Source organism: Pseudarthrobacter sp. NPDC058119, assembly GCF_042884655.1.
In the GTDB taxonomy this organism is placed as follows: domain Bacteria; phylum Actinomycetota; class Actinomycetes; order Actinomycetales; family Micrococcaceae; genus Arthrobacter.
Genome location: NZ_JBHVTN010000007.1, coordinates 32,501 through 50,430, shown reverse-complemented (window position 1 = coordinate 50,430; position 17,930 = coordinate 32,501). Strand labels below are relative to the sequence as shown.

18 protein-coding genes and 1 pseudogene are annotated in these 17,930 nt (G+C 61.5%); 8 read left to right on the top strand and 11 right to left on the bottom strand.

The genetic code is table 11. The features are described 5' to 3' along the window. Positions 1-48: 48 nt before the first annotated feature. Positions 49-2,511: an EAL domain-containing protein gene (locus ACFVTD_RS15240; protein ID WP_387564495.1), complete on the bottom strand. Its 2,463-nt coding sequence runs from the start codon at positions 2,509-2,511 to the stop codon at positions 49-51. Positions 2,512-3,101: 590 nt separating this feature from the next. Beyond that, on the bottom strand, positions 3,102-4,043 hold the full coding sequence (locus ACFVTD_RS15235) for a LysR family transcriptional regulator (RefSeq protein ID WP_387564493.1): 942 nt from the start codon (positions 4,041-4,043) through the stop codon (positions 3,102-3,104). Positions 4,044-4,166: 123 nt separating this feature from the next. On the opposite strand from ACFVTD_RS15235, the gene ACFVTD_RS15230 reads away from it, so the two are divergent. The 4 genes from ACFVTD_RS15230 (at position 4,167) to ACFVTD_RS15215 (ending at position 7,722) form a co-directional block, all read left to right on the top strand. Continuing rightward, positions 4,167-5,159 carry a DUF1852 domain-containing protein gene (locus ACFVTD_RS15230; RefSeq protein ID WP_387564491.1) on the top strand — a complete coding sequence of 331 codons (993 nt, stop codon included), beginning with the start codon at positions 4,167-4,169 and terminating at the stop codon, positions 5,157-5,159. A gap of 20 nt (positions 5,160-5,179) precedes the next feature. Further along, complete coding sequence (locus ACFVTD_RS15225; RefSeq protein WP_387564489.1) at positions 5,180-6,226, top strand: methionine synthase; 1,047 nt, start codon at positions 5,180-5,182, stop codon at positions 6,224-6,226. A 2-nt stretch (positions 6,227-6,228) separates the two neighbouring features. Beyond that, positions 6,229-6,801: a flavin reductase family protein gene (locus ACFVTD_RS15220; protein WP_387564487.1), complete on the top strand. Its 573-nt coding sequence runs from the start codon at positions 6,229-6,231 to the stop codon at positions 6,799-6,801. 291 nt (positions 6,802-7,092) lie between these two features. Next, positions 7,093-7,722, top strand: a complete 630-nt coding sequence (locus ACFVTD_RS15215; protein ID WP_387564485.1) for a YoaK family protein — start codon at positions 7,093-7,095, stop codon at positions 7,720-7,722. Positions 7,723-8,671: 949 nt separating this feature from the next. On the opposite strand, the gene ACFVTD_RS15210 is transcribed toward ACFVTD_RS15215, so the two are convergent. Continuing rightward, the gene (locus tag ACFVTD_RS15210; RefSeq protein WP_387564483.1) at positions 8,672-9,250 is read right to left on the bottom strand and encodes a DoxX family protein; all 579 of its coding nucleotides are present in this window, start codon (positions 9,248-9,250) and stop codon (positions 8,672-8,674) included. A 242-nt stretch (positions 9,251-9,492) separates the two neighbouring features. On the opposite strand from ACFVTD_RS15210, the gene ACFVTD_RS15205 reads away from it, so the two are divergent. Then, complete coding sequence (locus ACFVTD_RS15205) at positions 9,493-9,750, top strand: SDR family NAD(P)-dependent oxidoreductase (RefSeq protein WP_387564481.1); 258 nt, start codon at positions 9,493-9,495, stop codon at positions 9,748-9,750. Here ACFVTD_RS15205 and ACFVTD_RS15200 read toward each other — a convergent pair. Continuing rightward, entirely contained in the window at positions 9,706-10,686 is a 981-nt protein-coding gene (locus ACFVTD_RS15200; RefSeq protein WP_387564479.1) for a DUF4238 domain-containing protein, read from the bottom strand. The genes ACFVTD_RS15205 and ACFVTD_RS15200 overlap by 45 nt on opposite strands. A 457-nt stretch (positions 10,687-11,143) precedes the next feature. Here ACFVTD_RS15200 and ACFVTD_RS15195 point away from each other — a divergent pair, with 457 nt between their 5' ends. Further along, complete coding sequence (locus ACFVTD_RS15195; protein WP_387564477.1) at positions 11,144-11,839, top strand: hypothetical protein; 696 nt, start codon at positions 11,144-11,146, stop codon at positions 11,837-11,839. A 261-nt stretch (positions 11,840-12,100) separates the two neighbouring features. Here the strand turns inward: ACFVTD_RS15195 and ACFVTD_RS15190 are convergent, their stop codons facing one another. The 3 genes from ACFVTD_RS15190 to ACFVTD_RS15180 all read right to left on the bottom strand — a co-directional run bounded on the left by ACFVTD_RS15190 (position 12,101) and on the right by ACFVTD_RS15180 (position 14,712). Continuing rightward, the gene (locus ACFVTD_RS15190; protein ID WP_387564475.1) at positions 12,101-12,526 is read right to left on the bottom strand and encodes a hypothetical protein; all 426 of its coding nucleotides are present in this window, start codon (positions 12,524-12,526) and stop codon (positions 12,101-12,103) included. 340 nt (positions 12,527-12,866) lie between these two features. Next, positions 12,867-13,238, bottom strand: coding sequence for a type II toxin-antitoxin system death-on-curing family toxin (locus ACFVTD_RS15185; protein WP_387564473.1), 372 nt, complete (start codon positions 13,236-13,238; stop codon positions 12,867-12,869). A gap of 1,291 nt (positions 13,239-14,529) precedes the next feature. After that, the gene (locus ACFVTD_RS15180) at positions 14,530-14,712 is read right to left on the bottom strand and encodes a hypothetical protein (RefSeq protein WP_387564471.1); all 183 of its coding nucleotides are present in this window, start codon (positions 14,710-14,712) and stop codon (positions 14,530-14,532) included. Between the two features lie 96 nt (positions 14,713-14,808). On the opposite strand from ACFVTD_RS15180, the gene ACFVTD_RS15175 reads away from it, so the two are divergent. Then, a complete protein-coding gene (locus ACFVTD_RS15175; RefSeq protein WP_387564469.1) occupies positions 14,809-15,015 on the top strand; it encodes a hypothetical protein in 207 nt (68 codons plus the stop codon). A gap of 184 nt (positions 15,016-15,199) precedes the next feature. On the opposite strand, the gene ACFVTD_RS15170 is transcribed toward ACFVTD_RS15175, so the two are convergent. The 4 genes and pseudogenes from ACFVTD_RS15170 to ACFVTD_RS15155 form a co-directional block, all read right to left on the bottom strand. Beyond that, complete coding sequence (locus ACFVTD_RS15170) at positions 15,200-15,358, bottom strand: hypothetical protein (RefSeq protein ID WP_387564467.1); 159 nt, start codon at positions 15,356-15,358, stop codon at positions 15,200-15,202. Then, positions 15,286-15,993, bottom strand: a complete 708-nt coding sequence (locus ACFVTD_RS15165) for an ABC transporter permease (protein WP_387564465.1) — start codon at positions 15,991-15,993, stop codon at positions 15,286-15,288. Before ACFVTD_RS15165 ends, ACFVTD_RS15170 begins: the two co-directional genes overlap by 73 nt. A 23-nt stretch (positions 15,994-16,016) precedes the next feature. Further along, positions 16,017-16,364, bottom strand: coding sequence for a hypothetical protein (locus ACFVTD_RS15160; RefSeq protein ID WP_387564463.1), 348 nt, complete (start codon positions 16,362-16,364; stop codon positions 16,017-16,019). After that, positions 16,364-17,283 (bottom strand): annotated as a pseudogene (locus ACFVTD_RS15155) (ABC transporter ATP-binding protein). The gene ACFVTD_RS15160 and the pseudogene ACFVTD_RS15155 overlap by 1 nt, the downstream one beginning before the upstream one ends. 356 nt (positions 17,284-17,639) lie before the next feature. On the opposite strand from ACFVTD_RS15155, the gene ACFVTD_RS15150 reads away from it, so the two are divergent. After that, entirely contained in the window at positions 17,640-17,846 is a 207-nt protein-coding gene (locus ACFVTD_RS15150) for a hypothetical protein (RefSeq protein ID WP_387564461.1), read from the top strand. Positions 17,847-17,930: the final 84 nt, after the last annotated feature.

Below are 17,930 nucleotides of genomic sequence, written 5' to 3'. Positions count from 1 at the left end.
CAGACTTCCCGGGCATCACAAGGGTGGGAAATGCTTGCACTCTCCCCGTCACCGCGGCTGCTCTTGGAGGGGTTCCCGAGACCGGGCGTCCAGCCAGGCGGGAACCCGTTCGGAGAGGATGGGTTTGCTCCACAGGAAACCCTGCGCCCGGGTCACGCCCAGACGCCTCAGTTCATCGAGTTGGGTGGGCGTTTCAACGCCTTCGGCGATGACGTCAAGTCTGAGGCTTTTCGCCATGCCAAGGACCAGTTCGATGACCGTTCCGGCCCGGGGGTCTTCTCCGAGTTCCTCGATGAACGTGCGGTCAATCTTCAACGTTTTCGCTGTCAACCACTTCAAGTAGCTAAGGGACGAGTAGCCTGTGCCGAAGTCATCGATGGAGAGACAAACTCCCAGGCGTGAGAGGCGTCGCAGGGTTTCCCTGGGCAGGTCCGGTTCATCCATGAGGACCGTTTCGGTGATTTCCAGGTGAACTGCTCCAGAGTCGATGCCCGTCTCCCCGATCGCAGCTTCGACGACGTCAGGGAAATTCTTCGCCACCAACTGGCGCCCGGAGATATTCACGGCCATCGTGAGGTTCGCTGCGCCGCTTGTCTGATTTCGCCAGAGCTGCCCTTGGCGCAGTGCTTCGTGCAGGACCCAGGTGCCGATCGGAATGATAAGGCCGGTCTCCTCGGCGATAGGGATGAAGGCTTCCGGGGATATGAGACCGTGGTCCGGGTGCTCCCACCGCAGAAGTGCCTCGAAACCCAGAGTCGCGCCCGAATCAAGGTCGATGATCGGTTGATAGTCCAGGCGCAGTTCCCCCCGCTCCAAGGCCAATCGCAGGTCCGATTCCAGGTCCAAGCGTCCGCTGGCCCGTCGGGTCATACGGGAGTGATAGATCGCGGAGGCGTCTCCACCGGCAGATTTCGCCCGGTACATGGCAGTGTCCGCGCCGCCCAACATGGTCTGGGCGGTGTCATCGGGCCCGGCAAGAGCGATGCCGACGCTGACATTCAGGAAGATCTGCCGCTCGTCGACCTCGAAAGGGGCCCGGATGCATTCACGGATCCGGCCTGCTAGCACCTGAGCGGCGCGCATGCCCATGTTCTCGCAAACGATGATGAATTCATCGCCCCCGAAGCGGGCCACTGTGTCACCGGCCCGCACCGCTTTCTTCAGGCGCTCACCGACGAGCATCAGGATTCTATCTCCACCGCTGTGGCCAATACCGTCGTTGACCAGCTTGAACCGGTCAATGTCGACAAACATGACGGCCGGGTGGCAACCTCGGTCAAGGAAACCCTGAAGCACCTCGGTGATCCAGTACCTGTTGGGTAATCCTGTCAGGGCGTCATGCCGGGCTTGCCATTCCAGGATCTGCTCCGCGTTTTTCCGCTCGGTAATGTCCAACACCGTGTCGAGGAACTGAAGTGGTGTCCCGTCGGGGCCATCGACGCTGCGAATCCTCGAATGCAGCCACCGCTGCCTGCCATCAGGCCGCACGAGCCGGTATTCAACATCCGCGAAACCTGCCCCTACCCGCAAACCTTGCCATACCCGGTGCATCAGGTCACGGTCCTCCGGGTGGGTCTGCTCCATCATCCGTTCCCACGACAATGGCTCGCCCGGTGCCAGGCCCACGATCCGGCCAAGCTCCTGGGAGTACCATACGGTCCCCAGATCGGCCGAGTACTCGAGGGTTCCCACGTGTGCCATCTCTTGTGCCGCCAACAATCTACGCCGCTCGGCATCAGCGTCGGTGCGCAGCCGCTTGATCTCGGTAATGTCCCTGGCGATTCCTGACGCCCCGGCCAGTGTCCCATCCTGCCCGTAGACCGGTGACACTGTCAGTTCAACGTCAATGACCGACCCGTCCTTGCGTCGCCAGCGCGCTTCCAAGCCGGTGACGAAGGAGCCGCTTCGGATTTGATCGGCAATCCGCCCGGCCACGTCCTCCGGTGCCCGGGTTGTGAAGAGCGCCGGGTTTTGGCCAACGGCTTCCCCTGCACCCCAGCCAAGCATCCTGACGGCGCCAGCGTTCCAACTGCTGATTTTCCCGTCCATGTCAGCGCTGATGATCGCATCACCGGATGACTCCACCATCGCCGAGAGCCGGCGCAGGATCGCTTCCTGGTGTTTCCGGTCGGTGATGTCTTTTGAAATGGCCACAATATCTACCGGTACCGTGTGTTGGCCCCTGATTGGGCTGATCGTCCCATGGACGGGGAACTCCCTGCCAGCCCGGTCCCGCACCCAAAACTCTCCCGACCAGTCCTTGCCCCTGGCGATCCGCTCGGCGATCTCTTCTCCCGTTGGCCCGGGCGCGAGGGTCCTGAAGTTACCGACGATCCCGAGCTCGAGGGGAGTGAGTCCCAGGACCTCGGAGGCTGTAAAGCCGTACAAGCGCTCGGAGGCACGGTTCCAGTACGTGACTCGCCAGCTGCCGTCCAACCCGATCACAGACTGCCCGATTTCATCAAGCAGCAGCGACTGCGTCAGCAGGTGATCCTGGTACTCCTCAGTCATCTTCGCCCCGGCCTGTCATCGGTCATGCCTGCATGCGCGCTGCCTCAGCTGCTGAAGTATATGTTGCCCCGGGTCCACTGGCCTTGCAATACGGCCAGTATTCCTGTCCGGGCACTCCGGCGCCCCGCACCGATCTCGCTGCCGTCCGAAGACTCGTGGCGCGCCGGTGCGCAGCACCTATGGCTCAACCGTCGAAACCGAGGTCGGTTGGATCACTCAGGGCGACCAATCCAGCGGATGCACCGATGGCCTCCCCATCGGAGTCTTTTTGAAGCTCAGGTGGATGGAGTGATAACTAAAATTCCTGTCGAGTGAACGGCCCGCTGTAGAGTCGGCACCTCGCCACTATCAGTTTGCCGCTCCATGGCCTCCACAGCTGGCGCCCAGGACGGCACCGCGGCCTCACAGGCCCGGCCTACTGTCCCCGGACTGGATCGTCACCGCCGGGAACAGGCGGGTGGCCTCGCTGGTGTTCGCCCGGGCCATGCCACGACGGCGACGGCGACGGGCATATTCGACGCCAGCAACCCGCTCGGCTGCAACAACACGTCCAATCACCGGGAGGGTAAGACCCGCCCGCTCGACTGCAGTCAGCCGAGTAGCGCTAGGCCGAACTCAGCGACGACGGCCCGCAGTTCCCTCAGGTAGCGCTGAGCTTGGTCGGTAAGCGGAATCGAGGCGTGGCCGATCCAGCCAATTTCTATGCGTTCATCAACATCCAGTGGAATGGCGACGATCTCCGGGTCGAGCTGCCCGCTGATGATGCCCGTCGAGATCGTGTAGCCGTGGAGCCCGATCATGAGGTTGAAGATCGTGGCACGGTCAGAGACCCGAATCTCCTGCTTGCTGGACAAGGTGGAGAGTATCTCCTCGGCGAAATAGAAGGAGTTGTTGGCCCCTTGGTCGAAGGTCAACCGCGGCAGGCCGGCGAGATCGGCGAGGGTCGCACGCTCTTTTGAAGCGAGCGGGTTCTTGCGTGAGATGAAGATGTGCGGATCGGCGAGGAAAAGCGGAGTGAACGCGAGCCCGGACTCCCGGAGCAGCTTGTCGATGACCTTCCGGTTGAAATCGTTCCGGTAAAGGATGCCGATCTCGCTGCGGAGTGTCCGGACATCCTCGATGATGTCCCAGGTGCGGGATTCCCGGAGCGAAAACTCGTACTCGGCCACCTCACTGGCCTTGACCATCCGGACGAAGGCGTCCACCGCGAAAGAGTAGTGCTGCGTTGACACCCCGAGCAGACGTCGTGTCGGCGGCCTGCCAAGGTAGCGCTGCTCAAGGAGGGCGAACTGCTCGACCACCTGCCTCGCGTAGCCGAGGAACTCAGCCCCATCGGCGGTGAGGGTAACCCCCCGCGCGGAGCGAAGCAGGAGCGCACGGCCCACCCGCGCCTCAAGGTCCTTCATCGCTGCGGACATGGTCGGCTGCGCTACGTAGAGAAGATCGGCAGCCGCGGAGATCGACCCCTCGGCCGCAACTTCTATGAAGTAGCGGAGCTGCTGCAGGGTCAGTCCGCTCGAAATCTGAGCCATAGGAAAAGTCTATATGAATGCATAGCAGCGTCTAGTTACCCGATACCCCTAGGAAGGCGGCACGATGGAGGCATCACCTTCTGGAAGGCCGTCTCCGGCCCACGATCAATGGATTGGCAGCGCATGGCAGACGACTTCACGTTCAGCATCACCACCACCCGCTTCGACGAGGACTACACCCCATCGGAAGGTTCCCGGATCACGACGAACTTCGCCAACCTGGCACGGGGCGAGCACCGTCAGGAGAACCTCCGCAACGCCTTGACCATGATCCGGCGCCGGTTCAACGATCTCGCAGACTGGGACAACCCGGACCGGGACCGCTACACGCTTGAGCTCAATATCGTCTCCGCGCGGATTGAGTTCACTGCGGAAGGCACGGATCAGCAGTTCCCGCTGTTCGAGGTTCTCGACATCCAGATCGTCGACCTGCTGAACGGGGTCCGCCACCAAGGGATCGTGGGGAACAATTTCTCCTCCTACGTCCGTGACTTCGACTTCAGCGTCGTACTGCCGGCTGCAGCTGGTGACTCCGGCAAGCCCACCGTTCCCGAAGACTTCGGCGACCTTCACGGCAAGCTATTCCAGCACTTCCTCGATTCCCCGGTAGGCCAGGAACACTTTCCGCAACCGCCAGTGGTCTGCATCAGCGTCTCCACAAGCAAGACATACCGGCAAACCGGGAACCGTCACCCGGTTCTGGGCGTCGAGTACCAGCAGGACGATTACTCCCTGACAGACGCGTACTTCGCGAAAATGGGGCTGCGGGTCCGCTACTTCATGCCGCGCGGCAGTGTGGCTCCGCTCGCCTTCTATTTCCGCGGCGACCTGCTCAACGACTACACCAACCTGCAGCTCATCGGCACGATCAGCACCATGGAGACATTCCAGAAGATCTACCGCCCGGAGGTCTACAACGCGAACTCGGCCGCCGCCCCCGTCTACCAGCCAAGCCTGGGAGAGCAGGATTACTCGCGGACCCAGATCGCGTACGACCGCGTCGAGCGCAGCCAGCTCGCGCTCACGCAGGCAAAGTTCACGGAGGAGCACTTCATCACGCCCCACAAGGACCTGTTGGACCAGTGGACCGCCAACTACCCCGCTCTCGTCAACTGACCAACGGAGAATCGTCAATCATGAACACACTCTTGCCCACCACCCTTGTCGGAAGCCTGCCGAAACCATCGTGGCTCGCGCAGCCGGAGACTCTGTGGTCCCCGTGGAAGCTGGAGGGAGATGCGCTGCTCGAGGGCAAGCAGGACGCGCTGCGCATCGCCATCCACGAGCAGAGCCGGCGCGGCATCGATATCGTCAGCGACGGCGAGCAAACCCGCCAGCACTTCGTGACGACCTTCATCGAGCATCTCAGCGGCGTCGACTTTGAACAGCGCAAGACCGTGCGCATCCGCGATCGCTACGACGCAAGCGTACCGACCGTCGTCGGACCGGTGCGCCGCGAGCGGCCGGTATTTGTCGACGACGCAAAATTCCTCCGCGCAACCACCGACAAGCCGATCAAATGGACTCTCCCCGGTCCAATGACGATGGTGGACACGCTCTACGATGACCACTATAAGAGCCGCGAGAAGCTGGCCTGGGAGTTCGCCACGATCCTGAACCAGGAGGCAAAAGAACTCGAGGCCGCCGGCGTGGACATCATCCAGTTCGACGAGCCCGCGTTCAATGTCTTCCTCGATGAGGTCAAGGACTGGGGCGTGGCTGCTCTTGAGAGAGCGGCAGAGGGACTACGGGCGGAGACCGCCGTGCATATCTGTTACGGCTACGGGATCAAAGCGAATAATGACTGGAAGGCGACACTCGGCTCACAGTGGCGGCAGTACGAGGAAACGTTCCCGCTGCTGCAGAGCTCCAGCATCGACATCATCTCGCTGGAATCCCAGAACTCCCACGTGCCCATGGACCTCATCGAGCTCCTCCGCGGAAAGAAAGTCATGCTGGGCGCGATCGACGTCGCCAGCGAGACCATCGAGACGCCGGAGGAGGTCGCCGACACCCTCCGCAAGGCACTGCAGTTCGTCGATGCGGACAAGCTCATCCCCAGCTCCAACTGCGGCATGGCCCCGTTCCCCCGGGATGTCGCCCTCGCCAAGCTGAGTGCCCTCCGTGCAGGGACGGACATCATCCGCGAGGAACTCGCCCGCTCCGCCCCCACGGCGTCATAGCGATGTTTCACGCCTACCCTACGGACACGTGGCTTGGCGGCCCGGAGCAAAGCTTCCCGTCCTCCCTCTCGGCCGACGAATTCAAAGCACTGTTCCGTGGCCACCCGGGAGGTGTCGCCGTCGTCACGGCGGATGCAGGCGACGGACCGGTGGCGCTGACGGTGTCGTCGGTCGTGTCAGTGAGCGCAGAACCTCCGCTGCTCATTTTCTCGGTCTCGGCACTGTCCTCTGCGTCCGCGGTGCTGTCGCGCGCCGAAACCGTCGTCGTGCACCTGCTGGACGCGCACGACGTCGACTTGGCGAAGTTCGGTGCGACCCCCGGCGCCGACCGCTTTGACCAGACGCACCGCTGGTCGGCTCTGGCGACCGGCGAAGCGGTCTATGAGGATGTGCGCGCCTGGGTGCGCTGCGCCGTCATCGACCGCATGGAGGTGGGAACCTCAACCATCGTCGCCGTTCACGCCCTGGAGTCTCAGGTGATGCGTGACGTCCAAGCGGGCGAACCCGGCGACGCCCTGGTTTACCACAACCGTTCATGGCACCGCCTGAGCGAACATTCCAAGCTTGGAGGCTGAGCGCCGCGCCAACAATGCGAGGCAGGAAGCAGGAAGGCTCACGACGGCGGAAGTATAACTGCCGCCATTCGCGCTTCGTGGTTTGGCGGCATGGACGCACAGACGGCCAACGACCACGTCCTTGACGAGGGCCTGATTGACGATGACCAACAAGCATGTCCGAGGGATGGTCATAGAGACCACCCCTCACGATGAAGGATTCCATAAACCATGACATCAGCCGTAGCCAGCTCAGGTACCAAAACCACCTCTACTCCGCAAGAAAATCCGTCTCCGGAAAAGTTCCGACTGATGCTCATGATGGCCCTCACGCTCGTTACGGGTGTGGTTGACGCCGTCGGTTACCTTGGACTTGATCGCGTCTTCACCGGAAACATGACCGGCAACGTGGTAATTCTTGCGATGGCGTTGGCCGGGGCCGCGAACCTGCCAACTTTGGGCCCACTGGTAGCACTCGGCGCCTTTCTCCTCGGCGCTGCAGCCGCCGGATTTACGCTCCAGTCAAGCCCGAAAGGCTGGAACCGCAGGGTCACGCTCCTTCTCACAGCGGGTTGTATCGCGTTGACGGGAACCGCTGCCATCTCTCTCATCGTGGAAGACGTCGGCCACCAGTCCATTCGTGTCATTGTTGCCGCCCTTATCGCCATGCACATGGGCTCCCAGGCCCTGATTGCGCGGCATTTGGGCGTACGAGACATGACCACAGTGGTCATTACTTCCACCATGACCTCCCTCGCCGGAGAGTCACTTGTGGGCAAGCAACGGCCCCGGTTACTCAACCGACGGCTGGGCGCTGTCCTCGCTATGTTCGCCGGGGCCGCCATCGGAGTACTCCTGCTGCAGATCCATCTCAGCGTTCCGATCGGCCTCGGCATCGCCATCACCGCCGCTGTGACGGTCCTGGGGAGACGCTGGCATTGATGCGGTACATTCCACCGGCCGTGCCTGCGCAGCGGACAAGCCTCCGGGAGGCCAACCTTGGCTCAACCAGAAGCAAATCCGAGTGCACTACACCCCAACCTGACGTCAGTCTGACGGTCCGACGGCGTCAGGTTAGAGTCGGATTACGGCCCTTGGACACCGACTCCCAGCAGCGATATATCTCAAGCTGACCCTCCCACCTGCCTCGGGAGAAAAGCGGCACACCGCCGAGTCCAACAGTCTTTCATCTGACGGCCCTGTGCTAAGTCACGGCAAGCGGGAATGCGAGACCTCGAACTCCCGGCCGGCGCCGGGCAGAGCATCAAATCAGAGTATGTGTAGACAGTCTCCACACCTACTCTGGCTGGACCTAGCGATTAACGCAAGGTGCTTTCTGGGTCCTCGAAACCTCGCATCGGAGGCCGCGAATCAAACGCGCTGCGGTCATGTCGTCGTCTCTCCCCCGGCCCATGAATAGGTGTAGGCCACCCCGGGGCCTACCCGACAAGACCGGAAGCGAGGAGCCGTATAACCCCAGCAAACAGCACGCGGAGGGCCCACCAGCCAGGATCCTGGACCCGCCACCCACACACCTGCATAACCCCTGCGGCGGCCAGGCTACAGCCCGCGACCCAACCCGTCAGGCGACGCGACCGCAAGCTTTGTCAACACGTTAAAGCAAAATCGCCCCTGACGAGGCGACCTGTTGTGCCCGAGGTGGGACTCGAACTACATTCCCGCCATTGCAAACACTGGGAACCCGCGAAAATATGCAGAGTCCGGGAAAGTTCGAAAGCTCTACGAAGCAGTCCAAGACGAAGAGTGTGGACATTGTCCACACTTCCTCTTGGTTCAGCTCCATTTTCCGCGAACGGAAGTGGCCATTTTGCAGGCAACGGCCACGTCATAGTGGTTGTCGTGACGCGGTCCGGGGCAGCCCGAGGTCGATTCAGGCCTGTAAAGGCGATTCGTCATCGGCCGCGGTGGCGGTCGATGCAGGCGTTGTGTCTGCAGCAAGGGCCCGGCGGCGACGGTAGATCTGGATACCGATAACCACCGGTATGGCAGTAACGGCGACTGCGCGCATCCACGGCCTGTCCAAAACATGACCGGTGAGGGCATCCAGGGAAACCCGCCCTGGTCCCCCGATCGCGAAGGACGTCGCCGCGAGCCCGAGCACTGCAGGATATTCCAGGCCTCCGTCCATGGCGAAGAAGCCGTTCGGCGCGTGCACGCTGGCAGCGACCCCCATGGTCGTGGCGGCGGCCGCTCCGGCCGCTGGCGTGGCGAAGCCCAAAGCAAGCGCCAGTCCAGCACCCGCCTCACCGAGACCGGCCAACATGGCACTCGTCTTCGCAGGGCGGAAGCCCATGGCATCCATCCCCTTGCTGGTCTCCTCAATACCGCCGCCGCCGAACCATCCGAAGAGTTTCTGCGATCCGTGGGCGACGAGCACACCGCCGAGTGCGGCACGGAACAGGGTGCGGGCCGCGGTGGTGGCTGCCGGCGCTACATTTTCATGACTCACGGTGATGAACCTCCCGGTCAATAATGCGGATCAAGCCTTCGGGCCATTCTAGGACAGCCCTTTCGGATCCCGTCGGCGACGTAGTCCTCGTAATCCCTTACTGCTCCTACGGAGTCTGTAGGAGCATCGCTGCCGCTCACAATGTGGTTCACCTTGGGGACACGGGGCGCCAAGGGGCATCACCGTCGGGAGGTACGATGTAGCCCGCACCCCGAGCGCGACAGTACATCCAGGGAGGCAGAATGAACACGGCATTGTTGGAGGGCAGGGTCGCCATCGTTACTGGCGGCGGACGCGGACTCGGGCAGGCAATGACGCTCGGCCTGGCCCGTGCCGGCGCCAGCGTCGTCATTTCGGCCGCGCGCGAGGTGCACGAGATCGGAAGGGTCGCCGATGAGATCAACGTGATGCTCGGTTCCCGCCGCGTGCTGGGTCGTACAGGAGGATCGCAGCTATTAGGACGCGGTTTCCGAAGGACGTCCAAAAAAGGGCTCACCTGAAAATTGCTCTGGTGCCCCACTGGTTTGTATTTCCATCGCTCTTGGCTCCGGCAACTTCTCGGGCACAATCGCTGTATCATCCGGATGATGGTAAATCCACTGTCGGGCATTCCCGATTGTGGCGTCGTTGAACATTCGGGCTACGGCCGTTGAGGGTTCCCCCCGGTGGTCGAAACGGCCAGTTGATACTTCAGCTCCACTGACTTTCCCGAAGAGGGCCTCAGGATCTCCCAGTAGCAGGCCTGTTCTCCTAGAAAGCGGCACAGTTATAGCCCAGGCATTCATGAGACCTGTTCCTTCGTCCCCATGCGCGTGCTGGTTCGGGATGAGACTGACAGGGGCATCACAAGTCAACAGGCTACGGCGGGAGAACTGGTAAATCTGCCAGGGCCTTGCCGCGAAGTACCTAATTAGTTCTGGTGTCAGTTCCAGCATCTGCCGGATGTGACCTACGGGTGCAAGTTTGATGGGCGGCCCCCCGGGCTGAGTCGCTTCATTCCAAATTTGCTCGGCTTGATCTGGGGATACCGACAGGCCGTGTTCTCTCTTCGCCCAGGCTTTCACTCCTGCCTTCCCGCCTGCTCCGACCTCTAGCCGAGTCAGCAAGGCAATAGTTTGCTCCATGTGGCGGCGCTGATCCGGCCCCCGCAGAAACTGAACGGTCAGGAATGTGGCCAAGACTTCCCTGTCAGCTTGGGATAAGGGCCAAACGCCGTCGTCTGTTATCTTCCTGAAGATCTTGGTTGCGTCGCCTTCGAGCTCCGACAGGCCTTTTTCGAATACGTCAGGGCCGTCGGCATGACCGGGTATGGCGTAGAAATCCTTTTGGATGGTCGCGTCACTAGTGGCCTGGATGAATCGACGCGTTCCGGGCAACTGCACGACGCCTATCTGGTTAGCTTCAGTGGCAAAGCCTTTGAGGTAAAAGTTCGGCACGGTGTGGTGCCGTCGGGCTACTGACATTGAAACTTACTCCGATCGCAGATTGGTGGTTGCTTTACCCTAGCGGCCGGCCATCGCCAGAAACGCACAGTATCCAGTACGAGGTATCCCACTTCCTTGAAACCGGGACAGCCATAGTGAGACGCTCCCCCGCTGACCGCGAAAAGCAGCCCACCGCGCAACCTTGCCGTCTCATATGTTGTTCCACAACCCCCGCCGCAATGACCCGTCACAGGTGCAACTTTCGGCACGGTGCACGGGTTGTGCCTGTTAACCCGGGACAGCGGTTAAATCGCAGCCTGAAGTCGCGGTTTTGCCGTTCCGTTTTCGGAACCGTCACCGGGACAGTTCCGGCCCCGCTTGGACTGAAAGCGACGGGTTCGCCGATTTCTTTGCCAACGACATGCCAGCACGCCGGGAAAATGTCCCTGCCCTGGGCGAGAATTGGCCCATGACAACGCTCATCCCCGCCGTATTGGCGGAAGCCCTCGACGGCGAAGCCCGGCCGCAGAGTCCATTCCTTTGGACGAAGCAGCCGTGGCTCGACCAAATGCACGACCTACCGGACGTTCTGTCGCTCCTCGAACGTCTTCCCGAGAGGGTGAGCCGGCAGTCAACCCTTGATGCTGTCTCAGCAGAGTTGAAAGCCGGCAGGGTCCTCCCCGCATTCATCGCGGCGATGGTGTGGGGTTGGGGCACCACCGCTGGCATGGGTGCTCTGCGGACACGTTGGATACTCACGCAGACCAAGGCCAAGAGCACAGACGCGATCTCGGAACCGGTCGATCCCTCTGTCGCAGACCAGCTGGAAGCAGGAGCCAGGTCCGTGCGCGCAGACGGGGCTCTTGAGGCTTTCCGGTTAATGAACAACGAGGGCCGCATCCTCCACCTCAGGTCCTCCTATTTCACCAAGTGGCTGTACTTCACTTCAGCCGTCGACGGCCCTGATGATCCCAAAGCCGCCCCGATCTTCGACGACCGGATCGTCGGGTGGCTTGAGGACCCAGCCGGAGTGCCCCTTGAGAAGAACAGCACCGTTTCCTACGGCGAATACTTGGACCTGCTCGGAAACTGGGGAGAGTCGTACGGTCGAACGAGAGCGCAAGTCGAAACCGAAATCTTCAGACTGGCCACAGGACGCGGATGAGTCCTCGGAGTACGACAGCCGACCTCTAAAGCAACCTCGACTGTCCGCAAGCCGATCCCTCAGCGGAAACTCGGGCAAGGTACCCACGCAATTCAAACCGGCAATCAGCGCCTATGCTCTGTCTGTGGTGGCTTTGCGAGGCGCACGAGCCGCTGCCTCGACAGTCACGGTTGGCCGCTCTTCAGCTCTAGCTAGTCAAGGAGGCGCGTCATCGCGCGGATCGATTCCAGGGCGTCTTGCTGTTCGACTCTTGTGCCGCCCTCATGGACGGCGACATGGCGCTTCGCATATGGCGTGGCCGGCTGCCGAAACATCCTGGTGTGCCCCAGCGAGACGACGCTTCACGTCTGAACCACCCCCGCCGCTGGCCATCTCGACCGCGAGACGTGCGGAGAGCACGGCCTCGCAGTATCGGCCACTCCCGAAATGCGTCACGGCCGTACGTGAGTGCGCGGCGGCCGCCGACTCCTCTTCCAGAAAGCGGAACGCATCCCGGTACGCGGTATCCGGTGTCGGGCCGAGCAGGTATGTGAGCTGGGCGCCGTCTTTAAAGAGGATCACGTCATATGAGTCCACGGCGGTACCGCCAGAGACCAGCACGTAGTCGCGGTATCCGTCCTTCTCATAGAGGTTCGGCATGAGCTTGTACGCGTCTGTGAAGCGAGTGCTGGCAAGGAACTCGGTCAAGTGGTCCTTAGTATTGCCGTACATCTCGACCTTGCGACCGGTGACCTTCTGCCGGAGTCGGAGGCCTAGATGCCCATTCTCGCCTATAGATCCGTCGCATCGACGACTGAGAGATCGCGCGACACGGAAAAGTCAAGGTTTGTCAACAGAGAAAAGACAGAAAGCTTCTGACCTGCGGAAACACTGTGCCCGAGGTGGGACTCGAACTACATTCCAGCCATTGCAAACACTGGGATCCCGCGAAAACATGTGGAATCCGGGGCAGTTCGAATGCTTTACAAGGCAGTCCGAGACGAAAAGTGTGGACATTGTCCACACCCCTTTCGGGGGCACTGGAGGACTACCTGGGCACCAGATGCCTGGAGACCTCGGCGGCAGAGTCCAGCAAACCGATAGTGCCCGCGGCGACTCCGAAGACAAGATCGAAGCCTTCAACCGTGGTGAAGCCATGCCGGTACCCGTTAATCCACAGCAGCAGCACCATGAGCGTCCACGCAGTCCGTTTGTTGCCATCAATGAGTGGACGGAACTGGGCGACCGACTCCAACAAGGCTGCCGCCTTCACCGCCGCAAGCTCCGGATAGGCTTCCGCGCCCATGACAGTTGTAGCCGGCCTGGCCAATGCTGAGGCCAGCAATCCAACGTCGCGGATATGGAAGCCGTACCGATCAACTACCTGAAGTGCATCCTCAATGTCCAGGTACGCTGTCACGCGTCCTCAAGGCGCTTCAGCAGATCAGCGTCATGACTCATAACAAAGTCGAGGCCCTCACTGATTTCGCGTCGGCGCGCGTGGCGCTTCAGAACCAACTCTGCCCCCAGCAACAGAAGCGCGGACCTTCGACGTATGTTCCTCGGCAGCCAACTTCTCCAGCCGCCGATCGAGATCTTCAGGAACACGAAGATTCATAGCCAGACGGCCATGGTACCAAACCGGTACCCGAACTGGACTAGCGGACCGGACGTGGATACCCCCACCGCGGTGGGGCCGGCGTGTTCAGGACATCCATCAGTGTCCGGGCCAGCTTGTCGACCCGCACATAACTACTATGTCGACTTCCTCGGCGTACTCGAGAAGTCCTTTTATCGGCCACCGCCTTGCTACCGAAGTCACAACCGCGAAGACATCGCGCTACTGCAGACCCGTCGCGACCAGTTCATTCAGCTGCAGCTGGAAGTACTGACGCGGGTGTAACCCAGTAGCCTCACAAAGCAACTCTGACGCTAAAAGCCCCGATGTAGCTGCCGCGAGACGATTTACTGCGAGACGCCTTTACGAGACGCCGAGTACCGGGCTATTCTGCCCACTCGCCCGGCCGTTGCTGGCCCCACCGAGCGCCGGGTCAGTGTCTTGAAAAGCTGTTGGTTTACAAGACACGGAGGCAGGAGGTCAACGGGCGGTATCAAGACGCCCGCCGTCCAGGGCCCGTGGACTACTAACAGCCCAGCTTGCTCGCCCCTAGGGTGCCTTAGCGAGGGCTGGTTGCTCCTTTCGTTGGCTCCGTGATGCGCGCGGTGATGAGGGAAACGAGCTCCTCGGGCGCAGCGCATGAGGCAATGATCGTGGTGTTGCCGCTTCGAAGGCGGATAGACGGGCCGCCAACCAGGTATCCGGTGCCTTCACCCGGGAGTAAGCGCAAACCCATTCCCTGGACAATTCCTGTGGTTGGTCCCACGGAGACGGCAAATATGTCCCTATAGGGGATGGTGGTTCGGAATACGGCGGCGACCCGGATCGATAGACACGTTTGCTCCAGCCGAATCCGAACAGTCATCATCATGGCAGCAGCAAGGGCCGTGGCGATCACCACGGCCAGCCCGGGCCACGGAGTCATGGTCATCAGAACCGATACGGCCGCGAGTCCAACTGCGGCCAGCAAGGCACGGTATCGGGCGGGCATCAGAGTCCGGACCATTAAAGGTTTCGAGGTTGCCTCCGGCATAATTCCTGCAATCCTTCCCTGCACTTTGGTAGGAGGACAGCCCACATCCTGAAATAGAGGTTAGTAGCTGACCTCGACGTCGAATTCCGATGCGGGCTTGCCCGTTATTTTGGCCGCGGCTTCCCTCACTGCTTCCGGAATGTCCTCAACCCTGTGGGCGGTGGCCTGCAACTCCGGCAGCTCAAGCGTCCGAAGATCAAACCACCCATCTGTGGCGTCTTTGATGTGGGCGGTGAGTTTCATGTGCCTCCAATTTCCGCAGTCATGGCTGCCGTTGCACCAGCATCCTCATGGAGGAAACTGGCTCGGTTTGGGCGATGCCCGGAAGTAATCTTGAGCATGGAGTGGACCAAATATGCGCAGGCGATCGCCAGGGAGTTCGTGGCAAGGCGCCCCGAAAACTTTGTGGACCTCTGGCGCAAATACCAAGACTACGGAGGCCGGGCCGGGCCGTCGGAGTTTCACGCCCTGATCCACGGGGAGGGTGAAGCATCTGAAAAAGACCTCTTCCTGTTGAAAGCGGCGTTTGTAGACATTTCAAAGTAGTCCCCACACGACCCATACCGCCGATAGAGGGAACGCGATCCCCATGGCTGCCGGTAAGGGCTTGGGGCCGTGTACCCACGCCTCTGGGCAAGCCAACCCCTTTTCGGCCGTCTCATGTAGTGGCCAGGTCTTTGCGGCGGAACGTGCCGGCGATGGAGAGCTTGCGGCCGTACTCGATGGACCCCTACTGGAACAGGTGGACTGCCAGGCGCAGGATGAGGATCCCGACGACGAACAGTTCGACGATGACAATGCCGGCTTCCAGCGGGCTCAGGGTGCCGAAGCCGTTGCGGAGCAGGGCGGTGACCGGGGCGGTGAGCGGGAAGTAGGTGAAGACCTGCACGATGAGAGCTTCGGGGTTGAGATGACCATGCTGAATGTGTAAATGGGGATGAACATCATGGCCATCAGCGGCCCGAAGATGGTGCCGGCTTCCTTGGCGGTCGGCATGATCGCTCCAATGGCCACGAGTACCCCGGTGAAGACGGTGAAACCGCCAATGAGCAGCAGGGCGCCGATGAGCATGGGGCCGGGTTCGAAGACCAGGGGGGACAGGTTCAGATCCGGCAGGGCCAGGGAGTCACGGAAGAACAGGTAGGCCAGCCCGACCGGGGCGAGGAACACCAGGATCTGGACGAGCCCGACGGCAAACAGGGAGATGATCTTGCCAGTGATTAGGGTCGTCGGGTTCAGGGTGGTCAGGATCATCTCGGTGACCCTGTTCTCCTTCTCCTCCAGCATGGAGTTCAACATCAGGTTCGAGGGCAGAATCATCGACAGGTAGAACACGACCTGGAACAGCATCGGCGGGACCACTCCCCCAACACCGGCAGCAATCTGCCCATTTTTGTAGGTCTCCGAATCGAACTTCACCGTCCCGGTCAGGGCAGCGGCCAGGCCCGGGTTCTTGACCTGGTATTGCGCCGAGGCCTCCAGCAGCTGCTTCGCCACCGCCTCGTACTTGCCGTTCCCGAACATGCCCTTGTCCGCCCCGTAAACCTTTACGGGTTCTTGGCGGGGTCGGCCGGGTAGGCGAAGTAGGCCTCACTCTTTCCGTTCTTCACCGCCTCAATCGCCGCCGCCGAATCAGAGGCCAGAGTCCCTCCCACAGCCTCGGCGCCGGCTGCGGGAATGATCCCGGAGGCGTCGGTGTAGGTGAAGGCGAACTGGGCGCTCTTCTGCGCCTCTGCGGTGGCGTGAGTGCTGGTGTTGGAAGCGTAGATGAGGGCGAACACCAGGATCAGCAGGACCGGGATCGCCAGGGTCGCGATCGCGAAGCCGCGCTTCTTGATGGTCCTGACGAATTCGAACCCTATGACGGTTCCGAGGTTGTGCCGTGCCAGTGCCATTACTTTGCCTCCGCCAGTTCGTGCTGCTCGCCGTAAATCTCGTCCAGGGAGATCCGTGCCGGGGTGAAGGACCGCAAGGCCACCCCGGCTTCGACGAGCTCGCGCAGGACCTTCTCCTCGGAAGCCGCCTGGCCTGGTGCCAGTTCGGCCCGGCCTTCGCCGGCAGTGATGACTTCGTACAGGTCGGAGGCGGGCAGGACGCCGTCGTAGGTCACCCGGTAGACGGTTCCGCCGAACTCTTCCTGGACTTCTTCGACGGTGCCGTAGGCGCGGTAGACCCCGTCCTTGGGCAGGATCACCTGGTCGCAGAGCCGTTCGACCTCTTCCATCTGGTGGGTGACCATGATGACGGTCGCGCCGGCCCGTTTGTGCTCTTCGATGATGTCCATCAGCAGCCGCCGGTTCACCGGGTCGAACCCCTTGGGGGCTCGACCAGGATCAGCAGCTCCGGGTTGTTCATGCTCGTCCCCCCGAGCTGGATCTTCTGCTGCTGGCCGCCGGAGAGCCTGTCCAGGCGGGTCTTGGCCTTTTCCGGAATGCCGACCCGCTCGAGGTAGGTCTCGGACCATGTGCGGGCGGCGGCCTTGGACAGGCCCTTGAGTCGGCCGAAGTAGACCATCACGTCCAGGACCGGTTCCTTCTTGTACAGGCCGCGCTCCTCCGGCAGGTAACCGAGCCGCGCACCATCACTCGGCTCGAAAATTTTCCCGCCGATGTGCAGGGTCCCGGCCGTGGGCTTGTAGATGCCCAGCAGCGCCCGCAGAGTCGTCGTCTTCCCCGACCCGTTACTACCCAGAAAACCGAAGGTCTCCCCCGCCTGGACATCGAACGACAGGTCCTTGATGACCGTGGTGTCCCCGAAGTCCATGCGGAAGTTTTGAATGTGCACAAGCGGCTCCGCCGCGTCCCCCAACGTCATGGAATCAGCCTATCTCTGGCAATGCGTCCGTCGCTGAACAGGCATGCGTAGAGGAGACTCCTACTGGAGTCTTGAGCGAACCTTGCGGCCAATGTGGGTGGCCAATGCGGGACAGGTCCTAGCGTGGAGAACAAGTTCCCGCCGTCGGGGCAGGACCTTACAAATGGGACGATGGCCGGCAGCACGAGGCATTCATGAGGCGGCGAGAGCACTCAAACCGCTTCCGGCCCTTACCCCCTTGGGCCCAAACTTTGTCGGGGGGCATCGCCGGGGTGTTGCCGAGGCATGTGCCCGTGCTTGGATGTGGCCTGTGCCGCGCCGGCACTTTCAGGACCTACCGAGCATCAGGAGAAGCTGTGGCTGGAATCAATGCGAAGTTCGACAAGGAATACCTGAACAAAGGAATCGACGAGCTGGCCAAGGCGCCCGTCGAGGCGTTGAAGGGTCTCTCCGAGGGCGATGCCCAGAAGCTGAAAGAAGCGCTGAACATCAAAACGGTGAAAGACCTTGGCACCAACAAGTTCTTCATTTGGGCCCAATCGGTGGCAAAGCTCGCCGAATAACGGCAGCCGGCCCCGGGTAGAACCGACACTGCAGGTCCAACCCAGGCCCTTCAGATCCACAGGGTCGCCACGTCCACATCGACA